This window comes from Amycolatopsis sp. NPDC000009 (assembly GCF_055563465.1).
On the sequence record NZ_JBVHDI010000002.1, the window covers coordinates 266,356 to 282,562 of the forward strand.

19 protein-coding genes and 1 pseudogene are annotated in these 16,207 nt (G+C 69.3%); 11 read left to right on the forward strand and 9 right to left on the reverse strand.

Features of this window, described 5'->3' with window-relative positions; translation table 11 throughout:
- The first annotated feature begins 9 nt into the window (after nt 1-9).
- Nucleotides 10-480, forward strand: a complete 471-nt coding sequence (gene moaC / locus ACZ3HL_RS07295; RefSeq protein ID WP_016337573.1) for a cyclic pyranopterin monophosphate synthase MoaC — start codon at nt 10-12, stop codon at nt 478-480.
- Nucleotides 477-1,393: pseudogene (locus ACZ3HL_RS07300) on the forward strand (molybdenum cofactor biosynthesis protein MoaE). The gene moaC and the pseudogene ACZ3HL_RS07300 overlap by 4 nt, the downstream one beginning before the upstream one ends.
- 135 nt (nt 1,394-1,528) lie before the next feature.
- Here ACZ3HL_RS07300 and ACZ3HL_RS07305 read toward each other — a convergent pair.
- From ACZ3HL_RS07305 to moaA, 4 genes are all read right to left on the reverse strand, one after another.
- Nucleotides 1,529-2,164 carry a transglycosylase family protein gene (locus ACZ3HL_RS07305; RefSeq protein ID WP_465410784.1) on the reverse strand — a complete coding sequence of 212 codons (636 nt, stop codon included), beginning with the start codon at nt 2,162-2,164 and terminating at the stop codon, nt 1,529-1,531.
- A gap of 455 nt (nt 2,165-2,619) precedes the next feature.
- Nucleotides 2,620-3,510: a phosphatidylinositol-specific phospholipase C/glycerophosphodiester phosphodiesterase family protein gene (locus ACZ3HL_RS07310; RefSeq protein ID WP_465529439.1), complete on the reverse strand. Its 891-nt coding sequence runs from the start codon at nt 3,508-3,510 to the stop codon at nt 2,620-2,622.
- Nucleotides 3,511-3,703: 193 nt separating this feature from the next.
- Nucleotides 3,704-3,958: a MoaD/ThiS family protein gene (locus tag ACZ3HL_RS07315; protein WP_465410786.1), complete on the reverse strand. Its 255-nt coding sequence runs from the start codon at nt 3,956-3,958 to the stop codon at nt 3,704-3,706.
- Nucleotide 3,959: 1 nt separating this feature from the next.
- The gene (moaA, locus tag ACZ3HL_RS07320; protein ID WP_465410787.1) at nt 3,960-5,024 is read right to left on the reverse strand and encodes a GTP 3',8-cyclase MoaA; all 1,065 of its coding nucleotides are present in this window, start codon (nt 5,022-5,024) and stop codon (nt 3,960-3,962) included.
- Between the two features lie 134 nt (nt 5,025-5,158).
- Between moaA and ACZ3HL_RS07325 the strand changes: the two genes are divergently transcribed.
- The 7 genes from ACZ3HL_RS07325 (at nt 5,159) to ACZ3HL_RS07355 (ending at nt 10,391) form a co-directional block, all read left to right on the forward strand.
- A complete protein-coding gene (locus ACZ3HL_RS07325; protein WP_465410788.1) occupies nt 5,159-5,623 on the forward strand; it encodes a MarR family transcriptional regulator in 465 nt (154 codons plus the stop codon).
- 33 nt (nt 5,624-5,656) lie between these two features.
- Complete coding sequence (locus ACZ3HL_RS07330) at nt 5,657-6,061, forward strand: TOBE domain-containing protein (protein ID WP_192743799.1); 405 nt, start codon at nt 5,657-5,659, stop codon at nt 6,059-6,061.
- On the forward strand, nt 6,058-6,819 hold the full coding sequence (gene modA, locus ACZ3HL_RS07335; RefSeq protein ID WP_465410789.1) for a molybdate ABC transporter substrate-binding protein: 762 nt from the start codon (nt 6,058-6,060) through the stop codon (nt 6,817-6,819). Before ACZ3HL_RS07330 ends, modA begins: the two co-directional genes overlap by 4 nt.
- An 85-nt stretch (nt 6,820-6,904) precedes the next feature.
- Complete coding sequence (locus tag ACZ3HL_RS07340; protein ID WP_465411203.1) at nt 6,905-7,672, forward strand: ABC transporter permease; 768 nt, start codon at nt 6,905-6,907, stop codon at nt 7,670-7,672.
- Nucleotides 7,669-8,733, forward strand: a complete 1,065-nt coding sequence (locus ACZ3HL_RS07345; RefSeq protein ID WP_465529441.1) for a sulfate/molybdate ABC transporter ATP-binding protein — start codon at nt 7,669-7,671, stop codon at nt 8,731-8,733. The genes ACZ3HL_RS07340 and ACZ3HL_RS07345 overlap by 4 nt, the downstream gene beginning before the upstream one ends.
- A 10-nt stretch (nt 8,734-8,743) precedes the next feature.
- On the forward strand, nt 8,744-9,538 hold the full coding sequence (locus tag ACZ3HL_RS07350) for an HAD-IIA family hydrolase (protein WP_020631842.1): 795 nt from the start codon (nt 8,744-8,746) through the stop codon (nt 9,536-9,538).
- Nucleotides 9,539-9,575: 37 nt separating this feature from the next.
- The gene (locus ACZ3HL_RS07355; RefSeq protein ID WP_465410791.1) at nt 9,576-10,391 is read left to right on the forward strand and encodes a metallophosphoesterase family protein; all 816 of its coding nucleotides are present in this window, start codon (nt 9,576-9,578) and stop codon (nt 10,389-10,391) included.
- A gap of 175 nt (nt 10,392-10,566) precedes the next feature.
- On the opposite strand, the gene ACZ3HL_RS07360 is transcribed toward ACZ3HL_RS07355, so the two are convergent.
- Together ACZ3HL_RS07360 and ACZ3HL_RS07365 are read right to left on the reverse strand one after the other, a co-directional pair.
- Entirely contained in the window at nt 10,567-10,941 is a 375-nt protein-coding gene (locus ACZ3HL_RS07360) for a YccF domain-containing protein (protein WP_364211551.1), read from the reverse strand.
- Nucleotides 10,941-11,702, reverse strand: a complete 762-nt coding sequence (locus ACZ3HL_RS07365) for a PhzF family phenazine biosynthesis protein (protein WP_465529443.1) — start codon at nt 11,700-11,702, stop codon at nt 10,941-10,943. The genes ACZ3HL_RS07360 and ACZ3HL_RS07365 overlap by 1 nt, the downstream gene beginning before the upstream one ends.
- Before the next feature lie 134 nt (nt 11,703-11,836).
- Between ACZ3HL_RS07365 and ACZ3HL_RS07370 the strand changes: the two genes are divergently transcribed.
- Nucleotides 11,837-13,495, forward strand: a complete 1,659-nt coding sequence (locus ACZ3HL_RS07370) for an AMP-binding protein (protein WP_465529445.1) — start codon at nt 11,837-11,839, stop codon at nt 13,493-13,495.
- Nucleotides 13,496-13,555: 60 nt separating this feature from the next.
- Here the strand turns inward: ACZ3HL_RS07370 and ACZ3HL_RS07375 are convergent, their stop codons facing one another.
- Nucleotides 13,556-14,527 carry a R2-like ligand-binding oxidase gene (locus ACZ3HL_RS07375; protein WP_465529447.1) on the reverse strand — a complete coding sequence of 324 codons (972 nt, stop codon included), beginning with the start codon at nt 14,525-14,527 and terminating at the stop codon, nt 13,556-13,558.
- Between the two features lie 15 nt (nt 14,528-14,542).
- Nucleotides 14,543-15,154, reverse strand: a complete 612-nt coding sequence (locus tag ACZ3HL_RS07380; protein ID WP_465410795.1) for a TetR/AcrR family transcriptional regulator — start codon at nt 15,152-15,154, stop codon at nt 14,543-14,545.
- Between the two features lie 94 nt (nt 15,155-15,248).
- On the opposite strand from ACZ3HL_RS07380, the gene ACZ3HL_RS07385 reads away from it, so the two are divergent.
- The gene (locus ACZ3HL_RS07385) at nt 15,249-15,902 is read left to right on the forward strand and encodes an HAD family hydrolase (protein ID WP_465410796.1); all 654 of its coding nucleotides are present in this window, start codon (nt 15,249-15,251) and stop codon (nt 15,900-15,902) included.
- On the opposite strand, the gene ACZ3HL_RS07390 is transcribed toward ACZ3HL_RS07385, so the two are convergent.
- A complete protein-coding gene (locus tag ACZ3HL_RS07390; RefSeq protein ID WP_125683903.1) occupies nt 15,838-16,083 on the reverse strand; it encodes a hypothetical protein in 246 nt (81 codons plus the stop codon). The two genes, ACZ3HL_RS07385 and ACZ3HL_RS07390, sit on opposite strands and share 65 nt — an antisense overlap.
- Nucleotides 16,084-16,207: the final 124 nt, after the last annotated feature.

Genomic DNA, 16,207 nt, shown 5'->3' on the forward strand with positions numbered 1-16,207 from the left:
CTGCTGGGCGTGAGTGAACTCAGCCACGTCGACCATACGGGTGCCGCCCGTATGGTCGACGTTTCCGGCAAGACGCCCACCGCCCGCACCGCGCTGGCGGGCGGCACCGTGCACACCACGGCCGAGGTGCTCGGCCTGCTGGCGACGGACGGGCTCCCCAAGGGCGACGCCCTCGCGACCGCCAGGATCGCGGGCATCATGGGCGCGAAGAAGGTGCCCGAGCTGATCCCGCTCTGCCACCAGATCGCGTTGTCCGGTGTGAAGGTCGAGTTCGTCCTCGACGAGACCGCCGTGCACATCACCGCGACCGCGAAGACGAACGACCGGACCGGCGTCGAGATGGAGGCGCTGACCGCCGTCGCCGTCGCCGGGCTGACCCTGCACGACATGATCAAGGCCGTCGATCCCGCGGCGACCCTCGACGACGTCCGCCTGATCCGCAAGGACGGCGGAAAGACCGGCACCTGGGAGCGGCCGTGAACCGGGTCGCGAGGGTGATCGTGGCGTCGAACCGCGCCGCGAAGGGTGTCTACGAGGACACCACGGGCCCGGTCATCACGGACTGGCTGACCGCGCGGGGCTGGGAGGTGCCGGAGCCGGTGGTCGTCGAGGACGGGGAACCCGTCGGCGCGGCCCTGCGGGACGCCGTCGCGGCCGGGGTGCAGGTGATCGTGACGACCGGCGGCACCGGTATCTCGCCGACGGACCGCACCCCGGACGTCACGCGCGCCGTCCTCGACTACGAACTCCCCGGCGTCGCGGACGCGATCCGCGCCGCCGGGCTGCCCAAGGTGCCCACGGCCGTGCTCTCGCGCGGGGTCGCCGGCGTCGCGGGCCGGACCCTGGTGGTGAACCTGCCGGGTTCACGCGGCGGGGTGAAGGACGGCCTTGGCGTACTGGACGGGATCCTCGACCACGCCGTCGACCAGCTGGCAGGCGGCGACCACCCACGGGAGGTACAGCAGTGAGCGTTCGGGTCGCACGGATCGCGGTGGTCGACGAGCCGCTTTCGGTCGAGGAACACGCCCGCCTGGTGGACGACGCGGCCGCGGGTGCCGTCGTCACCTTCGGCGGGGTCGTGCGGGACCACGACCGCGGGCGGTCGGTGGAGCGGCTCGCCTACGAAGGACATCCCAGCGCCGCCGACGTGCTCGCGGAGGTCGTCGCGGACCTCTCGGGGAAGTGGGAGGGCGTGCGGGCGGTCGCCGTGAGCCACCGGTTGGGCGCGCTGGCCATCGGCGACGTCGCGCTGGCGTGTGCCGTGGCGGCCGAGCACCGGGGCCAGGCGTTCGCCGCCTGCTCCGAGCTGGTCGACGAGGTCAAGGCGCGGCTGCCGGTGTGGAAGCACCAGCACTTCAGCGACGGCAGTGACGAATGGGTCAACTCGCCGTAGGGGGCTGAAGGGCGCTTTCAGCCCGGGCACGACAAAGCCCCACCGCCGGGGGAATGGCGCGGTGGGGCCTTGTCAGCCGTGACGTGGCCGCGCGGGGAATCCCGCGGGCATCACGACTTACCGGTGCTCAAGAGCTCACTTGGTGGCGAGCTTCTGGCCGACGACGATGAAGTCGGCGTTCGGCACGTATTCCTTGTTCAGCTCCTGCAGCTTCTGGTAGCCGCCCTGGACGTTGAACTTGGAGGCGATCTTCGACAGCGTGTCGCCGGCCACGACGGTGTAGTCACCCGCCGGGTTCGAGTTGGCGACGTTCGCGGCGGCCGGGGCCGGAGCCTGCTGCTTCTGGACCGGCGCGGTCGACTTCTTCGGGGTCACCTTCTTGGTGGCCTTCGGGGCGCTCGACTTGGCCTTGGCGGGGCTGGCGGAGCCGCCCTTCTTGCCACAGTGCGGCCACGCGCCGATGCCCTGGCCCTGGAGGACCCGCTCGGCGACGGCGATCTGCTGCTCGCGCGACGCGTTGTGCGCGCTGCCGGTGCCACCGTAGGCGCGCCAGGTGCTCGGCGAGAACTGCAGACCACCGTAGTAACCGTTACCGGTGTTGGTGCTCCAGTTGCCGCTGCTCTCGCACTGCGCGATGGCGTCCCAGTTGGTCGCCGACGCGGGGGTCGCGGCGATTGCGAGGGGAGCGCCGACCGCGACACCCGCAATGGCGACGCGGGCGATGTGACGGGTGGCGGCGGACATCTTGCGGTGCTTGCCTCGGTAAGACATGTGAATGAATCTCGCTCCCTGCGCCTACGAGCCTGTGCTGAGGGAAAGACCCGTGGGTCCTGCCGGCCGTCTCAGGCCGGCTGACTTCGCCTGACGCACAACGCGTCGGCTCGGTCCCCTCGTCCCTGTCCGGAAATGCTTTCGCTCGGGGTTGGGTCCGGGAATCCGTTGGACAGGGCTCGGCGCTACGGGTTCCCGGTGTTGCGTGGTCGGTCGGGGCCAACCGAAAAGCGACGGTACGTAACGAACGGCCTGATCGGAAATTATTCGAGCTGTGACCTACATCACAGTAACAGCACGCAACCCATAACGATTCGGCTGTTTATGCAGGTCAGCGGGCCGTTATCTGGCCGTTTCCTGACCGAGATAATTCACGGATCGTGAGGCTTGCATCACGTGGATTAAGGAGTGACTGGCCCATTCGTGCGCCTTCGCGCGCGAATGGGCCGCGCACTTTAGCGAGACCTCAAGAAGTTCGCCAGCCCTGGCAGGTCATCCGTATTCAGGTGGTCGACCCCGGCGGTGACCAGCTCTTTCCACAACGCGTCACGTGCTGGTCCGGCGGTGTCCGGCGTGGCCCAGAAGCGCACGCGCTGACCCGCCGCGTGGGCCCGCTTGACCAGATCGTGCAGTTTCGCCCGCTCCTCGGAGGGGAAGGGGCCGTCACCGGTCCAGGTGAACAGGCCGCTCCAGGAGTCCGAGACCAGCGGGGTGACCCGGGGGTCCGAGCCGATGCCGAGGTCGTTCTGGTCCTTGATCCGGCCGTCGTAGAAGGCGAGCCGGAACTTCTGCCCGAGCATCACGTCCTTGGGGCGCCCGCCGGAGATCACCGCGGTGACGGCCCGCTTCTTGACGTGGCCGAACGCGTACAGAGAGAAAAGAAAGGAGTAGCGCGGGTCGTACAGGCGCTTCTCGAGAGCCGCGTAGGTGCTGTTCGCATCGCCCTTGACGTCGATCAGCAGCTGGAACTCCGTCGATGCCTTCTCGGCGGGAAAGCGTGCCTCGAAGGGCGCGCGCTGCCGGTAGACGCCGACGCCGTGGTTGGCCAGCACGCGCTTGCGCAGCGGCTCCAGGTAGAGCGACTCCAGGGTGCGGTCCGGCCGGGTGTCCGCGAGGTCGTGGGCGACCAGGAGCTGCCCGTCCACCAGGAAGATGTCGGCTTCGACACTGGTGAAGCCCTGATCGAGCGCGTCGTGCAGTGGACGGGTGTGCTCGTAGTCGTTGTGGCTGTGCGCCTGCGGCAGCGGCCGGACGCCGCGTTCGTGAGCGGAGGCCGGAGCGGTCGCGAGGCTCGTGGCGGCGACCGCGGCGAGCAGTGCGGCGAGGAGACGGCGGGGAGTGATCACTGGCGCATCCTCGGCTGCTTCGGCGACCGGACGGTGAACTCGAGAGGGCGAGCAAGGGACCTTTGCTACCACTTTCGCCGTTCGCGCAGGTCAGCGGCGGTCGGCGAGCGGCCAGTGTGTCGCGAAAGCCACTTTCGAGACGTCAGGTGTTCCGAAAGTGGCTTCGCGACACGCTCTGGCGGGCGACAGCAGGTCAGCCGCCGGCGAACGGGGGCAGGACGTCCAGTTCGGCGCCCTCGGTCAGCGGCCGCGTGAGATCCCGCACCGCGACGCCGTCCAGCAGATAGGAGACCGCGTCGAGCAGCTTTGCCAGCTTCTCCGGGTGGAGTTCGCGCAGGCGGGTGACGGCGTCGGCGACGCGGGCGCCGTCCGGCAGGGTCACCTTCTCCTCGTCGAGGCCGGCGGCCGCGCGGGCCGAGGCGAAGTACCGCACCACGATGGTCACCATGTCAGCCGCCGATCGCGCTCATCGGCCGGATCGGCTGCGCGAACCCGGCCTCGTTGATCTCGTGCCCGGCGAGCTTGCCCCACATGGTCGCCCGCCAGGCGTCCGCCACCTCTTCTTCGCGCGCGCCCGCGCGCACGAGGGCGCGCAGGTCGGTCTCGTCGTTGCTGAACAGGCACGAGCGCACCGCGCCGTCCGCGGTCAGCCGGGTCCGCTCGCAGGCGCCGCAGAAGGGACGGGTCACCGACGCGATCACGCCGACGTCGCCCGGTCCGCCGTCGACCAGCCAGCGTTCGGCGGGCGCCCCGCCACGCGCGGCGGGGAACGGCGACAGCGCGAACTCCTCGCCGAGCATGCCGAGGATCTCCTCGGCGGTGATCATGTCGCCGCGGTTCCAGCCGTGCTGCGCGTCCAGCGGCATCTGCTCGATGAACCGCAGGTGATACCCCTCGGCGAGGCAGAACTTCAGCAGCGGCACGGCCTGGTCCTCGTTCAGCCCGCGCATCAGCACCGCGTTGACCTTCACCGGGTCCAGCCCGGCCTCGCGCGCCGCGGCCATGCCGGCGAGCACGTGCGAAAGCCGGTCGCGACGCGTGATCGTCTCGAACAGCGCGCGGTCGACGGTGTCCAGTGAGACGTTGATCCGGTCCAGCCCCGCGTCGGCGAGCGACTTCGCGCGCTTCGCGAGCCCGATTCCGTTCGTGGTCATGGAAAGCCGCGGCCGCGGTTCGAGCGCCGCGACCCGCTCGACGATCTTCTCCAGGCCCTGGCGCAGCAGCGGTTCGCCGCCGGTGAGCCGGATGTCGGTGATGCCGAGCCGTTCGACGGCGATCCGCAGCAGGAGCACGAGCTCGTCGTCGGTCAGCACGTCCGCGCTCGGCATCCATTCGAGCCCTTCGGCGGGCATGCAATAGGTGCAGCGCAGATTGCACTTGTCGGTGAGCGACACCCGCAGGTCGGTCGCCACGCGGCCGAAGGTGTCGATCAGAGCGGGGTTGTCCGGCCTGGGCACGCTGGGGCGACCGCGTGTACCGGGGACACGGGGAAACCCGAGATCGACTGCTGTCATTGACACCAGACTAACCCCGAGGCGGCCGAAAACCGACTGTCCATCCATGCCCCCGCCGCCGCCCTCAACGGAGAAGCTCCGCTTCGCCTGCTTATATCTTGATTCCGAACGCACCGAATCGGAAGGGTTTCCGGATGGCGAAATATCCGCTCTCGGCGGAGGAATTGACCCGGTTCGCCCATCTCGGCAGGGAAAGCAGCACCCTGACCGTTCTCCGGCACGCGCGCATCGCCGAGCGGATGGGCCTGTCGGCCACCGATCACAAGGTGCTCGAGCTGGCGGGCCAAGCGCCGGGACCGTTGACGGCGGGCAGGATCGCCGAGCTGACCGGACTGTCGACGGGTGCTGTGACCGGCGTCATGGACCGGCTCGAGAAGGCCGGTCTCGCCCGCCGTGTCCGCGACACCGCCGACCGCCGGAAGGTACTGATCGAGGTCGTCCCCGGCGCCATGGAGCGGCACGCGCCGCTCTTCGAATCCGCGTACACGAACATGAAGACGGTGCTCGAACAGTTCTCTCCCGAGGAACGGAAAGTGCTGGAGCGATTCCAGAGCGCGGTGCTCGACGGCCTCCGCGACGAACTGACCGGCGACGCGTAGCTTTTCCGCATCTGCGGAAGTAACCTTCCGGACATGCCGCAATTCCGGTTGTCCGAGGCCGCTCGTCTGCTCGGCGTCAGTGACGACACCGTCCGCCGCTGGGTCCGCGCCGGCCAGCTGACCGCGTTCGACGACTCGGCGGGCCGCAAGGTCGTCGACGGCGCCGAGCTCGCCGCGTTCGCCAAGGCGCAGGCCGAGCAGCCGGAAGACCCCTCGAGCGTCGGCCGTTCCGCGCGGAACCGGTTCGTCGGGCTCGTCACCGAGGTGATCACGGACAAGGTGATGGCACAGGTCGAGCTGCAGTGCGGGCCGCATCGCGTGGTCTCCCTGATGAGCGCCGAGGCCGTCCGCGAACTCGGGCTGCGGCCGGGGGTGCTCGCGGTCGCCGTCGTCAAGGCGACCACCGTCGTGATCGAAACCCCGGAAGGAAGCCGATGAGGAAGCTCGCGCCCGCCCTGGCCGCGCTGGCGCTGGCCGCGACGGCCTGCGGTTCGGACGGGCCCGTCACTGCGACCATCGAGTCCAGGACGCTGACCGTGTTCGCGGCGGCGTCACTGACCGAGTCGTTCGGGGCGCTGGGCAAGCGGTTCGAGGCGCAGAACTCCGGGGTGACCGTGAAGTTCAGCTTCGAGGGCTCCTCGGCGCTGGTCCAGAAGCTGACCCAGGGCGCGAAGGCGGACGTCTTCGCGGCCGCCGACAAGGCCAATATGGACAAGGCCGCCAAGGCGGAGCTGATCGACGGGCAGCCGTCGGTCTTCGCCACCAACCGGCTCGCCATCGCGGTCGGAAAGGGCAACCCCAAGGGCGTCAAGGGGCTGGCCGATCTCGCGAAGGACGGGCTGACCGTCGTCGTCTGCGCGCCGCAGGTGCCGTGCGGGTCGGCGGCGAAGAAGGTCCAGCAGTCGTCCGGGGTCACGCTCAAGCCGGCGAGCGAGGAGCAGGACGTCAAGTCGGTGCTCGCGAAGGTGCGGTCGGGCGACGCCGACGCCGGGCTCGTCTACGTCACCGACGCGGCATCGGCGTCCGCCGACGTGGACGAAGTGGACTTCCCCGAGGCTGCCGGCGCGCTCAACGACTACCCGATCGCGGTGGTGAAGGACGCTCCGCAGGCTCAGCTCGCCGGGCTCTTCAGGGACTTCGTCCTCGGTCCGGAGGGCAAGACCGAACTCGCGAAGGCCGGTTTTGGCACGCCCTGACCCCGCGTTTCGTCCTCTGGATGCGGTAGATGCACGCGCAAGTACCGCATTCAGAGGACGAAACGCGGGAGCCGGGGTGCCGTGGGTGCTCTGGCCGCCCGCGATCTGCGCGCTGGCGCTGGTGGTGCTGCCGGTCGTCGGCCTGCTGGTGCGCTCGGACCTGACCCGGTTCCCGAGCCTCATCGCCTCGCCGTCGTCGCTGAACGCGCTCAAGCTCTCGCTGCTCACCGCCGGACTGTCCACTGTGGCCTGTGTGCTGCTCGGTGTCCCGCTCGCCGTGGTGCTCGCGCGCTCGGGGGCGCGCGGTGTCCGCGTGCTGCGCGCGGTGGTGCTGCTGCCGCTGGTCCTGCCGCCGGTGGTCGGCGGTCTGGCGCTGCTGTACCTGCTGGGCCGCAAGGGTTTCCTCGGCATCCTGGTGACCACCCTGACCGGTGAGCAGGTGCCGTTCACCACGGCGGCCGTGGTCATCGCGCAGACCTTCGTCGCGATGCCGTTCCTGGTGGTCAGCCTCGAAGGAGCCCTCCGGGGCGCCGGTGACCGGTACGAACGGGTCGCCTCGACACTGGGCGCCAAACCGTGGACGGTGTTCCGCCGGGTCACGCTGCCGCTGCTGCTGCCCGCGCTCGGTTCGGGCATCGTGCTGAGCTTCGCGCGGGCGCTGGGCGAGTTCGGCGCGACGATCACCTTCGCGGGCAGTCTGGAGGGGGTGACCCGGACGCTGCCGCTGGAGGTCTACACCCAGGCCGAGGTCGACGTCGACAGCGCGGTGGCGCTCGCGTTGCTGCTCATCCTGGTCGCCGTCGCGGTGATCGCGCTCGCCCGGCCGCGCGCGCTCGAAGGAGTCCGGTCGTGACCCTGACGGCCGAGCTCGCCCTCCGGCGCGGCGAGTTCACCTTGGACGTCGGCTTCGAAGTCCCCGACGGCGGTGTGCTCGCGCTGCTCGGCCCGAACGGGTCGGGGAAGTCCAGTGTGCTCGGCTGCCTCGCCGGTCTGCTCCGGCCCGGCCGGGCGCGGATCACCCTCGACGGCCGCGACCTGGCGGGCCTGCCGCCGCACGCGCGCGGCATCGGCCTGCTTTCCCAGGACGCGCTGCTCTTCCCGCATCTGTCCGCTTTGGACAACGTCGCCTTCGCTCCGCGCTCGACCGGCGCCGGCCGCACCGAGGCGAGGAAGCGCGCGCGGGAGTGGCTGACCGAAGTGGACGCGCTCGAACTGGCCGGACGGCGGCCCGCGCAGCTCTCCGGCGGGCAGGCACAGCGGGTGGCGATCGCGCGGGCGCTGGCCGCCGAGCCGGGACTTCTGCTGCTCGACGAGCCCTTCGCCGCGCTGGACGTCGACGCGGCGCCCGCGATCCGGGGGCTGCTTCGGCGGGTCCTCCATTCCGGCCCGCCGACCGTGCTGGTCACCCACGACCCGCTCGACGCGCTGGCGCTGGCCGATCACGTCGCCGTCCTCGACGGCGGCCGGATCGTCGAACGCGGCGAAACCCGCAAGGTCCTCTCCGCGCCGCGCACGGCGTTCACCGCGCGGATCGCCGGGCTGAACCTGGTGCCCGGCGTCGCCGCTGAAGGCGGTTTGCGCACGTCAGGCGGGCAGTTGGCCGGCATCCCGGCCGAGGACGTCGTCGAGGGCGAAGCGGCCGTCGCCGTCTTCGCGCCTAGTGCCGTCGCGGTGTATCTGCGGGACGGCGAGCACCGGGGCAGCCCGCGCAACACCGTCGAGGGGATCGTCGACGCGCTCGAACCACACGGACCGGTGATCCGCGTCCGGATCCGCGGTGACGACTGGGCGGCCGGTCTCGCCGCGGATCTCACCCCGGCCGCGGTCGCCGAACTGGCGCTCGAACCCGGCACACCGGTCAATCTTTCGGTCAAGGCGGCGTCCGTGGCTGTTCACGCCGTCTCGGATCATTAGGGTGGGCGATATGAACGAGCGCCGTTGGACATACCTCAGCGACATGGATGGCGTGCTGGTCCAGGAGGAGCACCTCGTACCCGGCGCGGACGAGTTCCTCAAGGAGCTGCGCGCCAACGACATCGGCTTCCTGGTGCTGACCAACAACTCGATCTACACCCCGCGCGACCTGCGGGCGAGGCTCGAGCGGACCGGTCTCGACATCCCCGAGGAGGCCATCTGGACCTCCGCGCTGGCGACCGCGAAGTTCCTCGCGTCGCAGCGGCCGAACGGCTCGGCGTTCGTGATCGGCGAGGCCGGGCTCACCACCGCCCTGCACGAGGTCGGCTACGTGCTGACCGAACGCGACCCGGACTACGTGGTCCTCGGCGAGACCCGCACGTACAGCTTCAGCGCGATAACCCGCGCGATCAGGCTCATCGAGGGCGGCGCCAAGTTCATCGCCACCAACCCGGACGCGACGGGCCCGAGCATGGAGGGCTCGATGCCCGCCACCGGTTCGGTCGCGGCGCTGATCGAGAAGGCGACCGGCCGCTCGCCGTACTACGTCGGCAAGCCGAACCCGCTGATGATGCGCTCCGCGCTGCGGCGGCTCGGCGCGCATTCGGAGTCGACGCTGATGATCGGCGACCGGATGGACACCGACGTCCACTCGGGAATCGAGGCCGGATTGCAGACGATCCTGGTGCTGACCGGCATCTCCTCGCGGGAGAGCGCCGAGCACTACCCGTACCGGCCGACCAAGATCATCGACTCCATCGCCGATCTGGTCGGGCGCACCGGCGACCCGTTCGGTGAAGGCTGAGCGACACGGTCGCATGCGGAGGGCTTATCGTCAGACGATGCACGACGATCAGCCCGCGTCCCCGACCTATGTGGTCGGTGACGTGCACGGACACCGGGACGAGCTGGCCGAAGCGCTCCGGGAGAAGGGGCTGATCGACTCCGACGACGACTGGTCGGGCGGAGAAGCGACCCTGTGGTTTCTCGGCGACTTCGTCGACCGGGGGCCCGACGGCGTCGGCGTCATCGATCTGGTGATGCGGCTGGAACGGCAGGCCGCGACCGCGGGCGGGCGCTGCGGGACGCTGCTGGGCAACCACGAGATCCTGCTGCTCGGGATGTACCACTTCGGTGACACCGAGGTGCCGTCCGACTTCGGGCCGCGCAGCTTCGCCCGCAGCTGGGAGATCAACGGCGGGCTGCTCGAAGACCAGGACAGGCTCACCCCGCAGCATATCGAATGGCTGACTTCCCGCCCGATGCTGACGCTGGCCGCGGACCACCTGCTGATGCATTCGGACACGCTCGAGTACCTCGGCTGGGGCGAGGACATCGACGAGATCAACACCCGGGGCCGCGAGATCCTCGAAGGCAGCGACATCCAGGCCTGGTGGGACGTCTGGCGGCGGATGACCACGCGGTACGCCTTCCGCGGCCCGGACGGCGCCGACGTCGCGCAGCAGCTCATGGACCGGCTCGGCGGCGAACGCATCGTGCACGGGCACAGCGTCATCGCCGACCAGCTCGGGATCCACCCCGCGCAGATCGAGGGGCCGTACCTCTACGCGGGCGGCAAGGCGCTCGGGATCGACGGCGGGCTGTTCGTCGGCGGCCCGTGCCTCATCGTGCCGTTGCCCTGGGAGCCCGAAGACTGAGTCTCAGGGGTCGTGAGTGGCGGTCGTCGCAACGCGGCTATGACTGTCCACAAAGGACTGAAGACCGGTCCCCGGCGCCCGATTTGAGCATTTTGCGCGGGGGTCGTGAATGATAAAGCGGGTGGAGGGCCTCGGTGTCCAGCCTGCGCGGCAGGGCGCTCTTGGTGCGGAAGTCTCAGGGGAGCTCGACGATCTCCTTGCCCAGCGGCATCAGTGAGACCGGGATCATCTTGAAGTTCGCCACGCCGAGCGGGATCCCGATGATCGTGACGCACAGCGCGACCCCGGTCAGCACGTGCCCGATCGCGAGCCAGAGCCCGGCGAAGAGGAACCAGATGACGTTGCCGATCGTCGACGCGGCCCCGGCGTCGCGCCGGTCCACCACCGTGCGGCCGAACGGCCAGAGCGCGTAGGCCGCGATCCGGAACGACGCCAGCCCGAACGGGATGGTGACGATCAGGATGCAGCAGATGACGCCGGCGACGATGTAGCCGAGTGCCATCCACAGGCCGCACAGCACTAGCCAGATGACGTTCAGGATCAGGCGCATCAGACGTGCAACTCCCCGCTGGCCACGGTGACCGCCTGCCCCGAAAGCAGGACCCGGTCGCCTTCGAGGTTCATCCGCACGATGCCGCCGCGGGCCGAGGCCTGCTCGCCGACGAGCTCGTCCCGGCCGAGGCGAGCGGCCCAGTACGGCGCGAGGACGCAGTGCGCGGATCCGGTGACCGGGTCTTCGTCGATGCCGACGCCCGGCGCGAAGAACCGGGTGACGAAGTCGATGCCATCGACGTCACCCGGAGCGGTGACCATCAGCCGTCCGTTCCAGTGCGCGCGCAGCGCGGCGAGGTCCGGGGCGAGCGAGCGCACCACGGACGCGTCGTCCACCACCGCGAACAGGTTGTGCTTGCTGCGCCCGACGTACTCGAACTCCAGTCCGGGCAGGATCGCCGACAGATCGTCGTCCGACTCGCGGGGCGGATCCGACGGGAAGTCCATCGACACCCAGCCGTCTTCGGCGCGGCAGCGCAACTCGCCGCTTTTCGTCGTGAAGGTCTGCTCACCGCCGAGGACGTGCGTGGTCGCCAGCGTCGCGTGCCCGCACAGGTCGACCTCGGTCTCCGGCGTGAACCAGCGAAGCGACTTCGGGCCTTCGCCTCCGACCTCGACGAAGGCCGTCTCGGCGTGCTTCAACTCGGCGGCGACGGACTGCATCCAGCCCGCGTCACCCGGCGAGTCCAGCAGCACGACACCGGCGGAGTTACCGGCGAAGGCCTCGGAGGTGAAGGCGTCGACGATGTAGAGGCGCATGTCTTCGACGATATCGGCCGCCGCCGGACCCGGCCTCCGGGTTTCCCCTGAGGTGGTCTCCACTTGCAGGTGGCCGCCGTCACGCCACGTTCCTAGACTCGACGCGTCGATGCCGCCGAACGCAGGAGCTCTCCATGCCCGACGCCCCCGCAGTACCGAGTTACGCATCGGGAATCTCGGACACCCCGCTGCTGGGGGACACCATCGGTGACAACTTCGATCGCACCGTCGCCGCCTTCGGCGACCGGGACGCGCTCGTCGACCGCGCCGCCGGGAAGCGCTGGACCTACACCGAACTCGCCGCCGAAGTGGACGCGCTCGCGCTGGGCCTGCTCGACCTCGGGATCGCCAAGGGCGACCGCGTCGGCATCTGGTCGCCGAACCGGTGGGAGTGGACCTGCGTCCAGTACGCCACCGCGAAGATCGGCGCGATCCTGGTCAACATCAACCCGGCGTACCGCTCGCACGAACTCGAATACGTGCTGAACCAGGCCGGGATCAAGCTCATCGTGGCCGCGGCGTCGTTCAAGACGTCGGACTACGCGGGCATGATCGCCGAAGCGGGCCCGAAATGCCCGGCGCTGGACCATGTCGTGCTGCTCGAAAGCGCGGAGTGGGCGTCGCTGCTGGAGAACGGACGCGGCGCGGATCCCGCGCGGCTCGCCGAGCGCCAGGGCGAGCTGTCCGCCGACGACCCGATCAACATCCAGTACACGTCCGGCACCACGGGTTTCCCCAAGGGCGCCACGCTGAGCCACCACAACATCCTCAACAACGGCTACTTCGTCGGCGAACTCTGCAACTACACCGAAGCCGACAAGATCTGCATCCCCGTGCCCTTCTACCACTGCTTCGGCATGGTGATGGGCAATCTCGCGGCGACGAGTCACGGCGCCTGCATGGTCATCCCGGCGCCCGCGTTCGAGCCGAAGGCCACTCTCGAAGCCGTCGCGGCCGAGAAGTGCACGTCCCTGTACGGCGTTCCGACGATGTTCATCGCCGAACTGGCCGACCCGGATTTCGCTTCCCACGACCTGTCTTCGCTGCGCACCGGGATCATGGCGGGCTCGCCGTGCCCGGTCGAGGTGATGAAGCAGGTCATCGACCGGATGGGCATGGCGGAGGTGTCGATCTGCTACGGCATGACCGAGACGTCGCCGGTGTCCACGCAGACCCGCGCGGACGATTCGGTGGAGCGGCGGGTGTCGACGGTCGGCCGCGTCGGGCCGCATCTGGAGGTCAAGGTCGTCGATCCGGAGACCGGCCTGACCGTGCCGCGCGGCGAACCGGGCGAGTTCTGCACGCGCGGGTACTCGGTGATGCTCGGTTACTGGGAGCAGGCCGACAAGACGGCCGAGGCGATCGACGCGGCGCGGTGGATGCACACGGGCGACCTCGCGATCATGGACGCCGACGGGTACGTCAACATCACCGGCCGGATCAAGGACATGGTCATCCGCGGCGGTGAAAACCTGTACCCGCGCGAGATCGAGGAGTTCCTCTACACCCATCCGGACATCCTCGACGCGCAGGTCATCGGCGTCCCCGACGAGAAGTACGGCGAGGAACTGATGGCGTGGATCCGCATGCGCGAGGGCGCGGAGCCGCTGACGGCCGAAGCCGTGCGGGAGTTCTGCGAGGGGAAACTGGCGCGCTACAAGATCCCGCGGTACGTCCACGTCGTCGAGGAGTTCCCGATGACGGTGACCGGCAAGGTGCGCAAGGTCGAGATGCGGGCGGAGTCGATCAGCATCCTCGGGCTGGAGAAGGCGGCGTCGACCGAACACGCCTGACGCTCGCGTGAAGGCCCCCTTCCCTCGGCTCAGCCGAGGGAAGGGGGCCTTCACGCGCGATCAGGCCGCGGAGTTGGCTGCGGCCGCGGCGATCGCCTTCGCGTCTTCTTCACCGAAGGTCTCTTCGAGGTTCTCCGGTGAGTAGTCGAGGTCGATCTGCTCCACCGGCATCCCGCGCGCGGATTCGATCGCGCCGAGTCGCCGCTGCGCCCGGTCGGCCGCGTACTGGATGATCTCCTCGGGATCGTTGTCGAACGGGATCTCCTCGAACTGGTCCTGCACCCACTGGATCATGCCCAGCGCGTGGGGGAGCAGTTCGCCCATCCGCTGCTGCACCGCGTCCCACAGCGCATCGTCCGCGGCGACGTGACGACGGCAGGTGAAGGTGCCCCAGGCCATGTGGCGGCGTTCGTCGTCGCCGATGCGGCGCACCAGTTCCTGCATCCCCGGCAGGATGTCGTGCTGCGTGCAGATCAGCTGCCACGAGTAGTATCCGGTCAGCGCGAGACTGCCTTCGATGACGTGGTTGTAGGTGACGCTCGCGCGGATCTGGTTGAGCGGGCTGGGATCGTCTTCCAGCGCCCGCAGCGACTGCGGCAGCTCCTCGTAGAAAAGCTTGCGGTAGTGCGGATTCTCCGCGACGTACGGATGCAGGTCCTCGGTGAGCCCGACGGCGTCCATCCAGCGGCGGAACACCTCGGTGTGCTTGGCCTCTTCGAAACAGAACTGGGTCAGGTACATCTCGTCGCCGAAACGGCCCGTCGCGGACATCGCCCGCATGAACGGCTGGATGTCTTCGGTGACCGCTTCTTCGCCCGCGATGAACTGCGCCACCAGATAGGTCGTCGACCGCTGCTGTTCCGGGTTGAGGCTGTCCCAGCCCTCGCGTTCACGGGAGAAATCGATGTCGGCGGGGTTCCAGAACTTCTGGTTGCCCTTGACGAACAGCCGCAGCGGGAACGAGTCCCAGTTCAGCCCGCCCTTGCGCAGTGAGGAAAAACCGGTCCGCAGTTCGGAGAGCGTGTCGGTCATGAGGTCCCCTTCGTATCACTCCATTGTGGACGAATCGGTGGTCAGTGCCCGGATCGCGGGTGCCAGCACGGCGACGACCGCCGCCGCCGCCTCGCCGGCCGGATGCGTCGGCATGACGAGATGGGACAGGGAAAGCCGCACGACGGTCTCCGCCAGCAGCGTGGCGGATTCCGGGGAGAGTGACGGCTCGAATTCCCGGTACTGCCCGGCAGCGACCTCGGTGGCCGCGGTCAGGATGGGCTCGCCCTTGGTGGTGAGCAGGGGCAGGAGGTCTTCGCCCGCTTCGGTGCCCAGCGTGGTGGCGACGAGCCGGTTCTCCCGGGCGTGCTCGATCGTGTAGACGACCGCCTCGCGGATCCCGTCGCGCAGGTCCTTCGCGTCCTGCACGCGCAACCGGATGCCTTCGAGGAACTCCGACGTCGTCCGGAGGACCACGGCCTGGGCGAGCGTGGCCTTGTTGCCGAACTCGTTGTAGACGGTCTGCCTGCTCACCCCGGCGCGGGCGGCGACGTCCGCCATCCGCAAGGCGGTGAAACCGTGTTCGGTGAGCAGCTCGGTGGCCGCGTCGAGCAGCGCCTCCCGCAGGGAGGCCTTGGTCCGATCGGAGAAGCTCGTGATCTCGCCCACAGTCCCAGCTTGACACAGATCGCGTCCATGTCAAAGAAGTTGACGGGCCCCCATCCAATGTAAATCAGTCGGTGGTGGCGGCTACCGTGGCCGGGTGGGCATCACCGTGGGGTTCGACCTCGACATGACACTGATCGATCCGCGGCCGGGCATGGTCGCGGTGATGAACGCGCTCGGCGTGGAGTCCGGCCTGCCCCTGGACGGCGAGTACTTCGCGGCCAACCTCGGCCCGCCCCTCGACGCCAGCCTGCGGGGCTTCGGGGCGCCGGAGGAGCGCATCCCGGAGCTGGTGGCGCGCTTCCGCGCGATGTACCCGACGACCGTCGTGCCCGTGACGGTCGCGATGCCGGGAGCGGCCGAAGCACTGCACGCGGTCCGTGCGGCGGGTGGGCGCACCGTCGTCGTCACCGGGAAGTACGCGCCCAACGCGAAACTCCACCTGGACGCGCTCGGCTTCGAGGTCGACGTCCTGGTCGGAGAGCTGTGGTCGACGGAGAAGGCCGCCGCGCTCACCGAGCACGGCGCCCGTGTCTACGTCGGGGACCACCTCGGCGACATCCGCGGCGCGCTGGCGGCGGGCGCGGTCCCCGTCGGGGTCACGACCGGCCCGTGCACCAAGGACGAGCTGCTCGCGGAAGGGGCCGACGTGGTGTTCGACTCGCTGACCGAGTTCCCCGGCTGGTTCAGCTCTTTCGGCGAGCCTCGCGGATCAGGGCGATCAGGCCGAGAGCCAGCCCCAGCGGAGTGATCACGCCCGCCGCGGCGGACAGCCACACCGGCAGGTTCTCCAGCCCGGCGGCGAACAGCACGAACACCGCTGTGACGGCGATCATGCCGAGCGCGAACAGGCCGATGCCGACGCGCATGAGGATCGGTTTGCCGGGCTTTTCGGGGACGGCCACAGCGGCCTCCTTTACTGCGGTCTCCATGAAGCAGAGGGTATCCGCCGGTATCCGCTTCTCCACAGGGCGTGTGGCGAGATACGCTTATGGGACGCGCGCCCTGGGTACGCCCCCGGGCGCGTTCGTTGTGAGCAGGACAGCAAAGGACTGG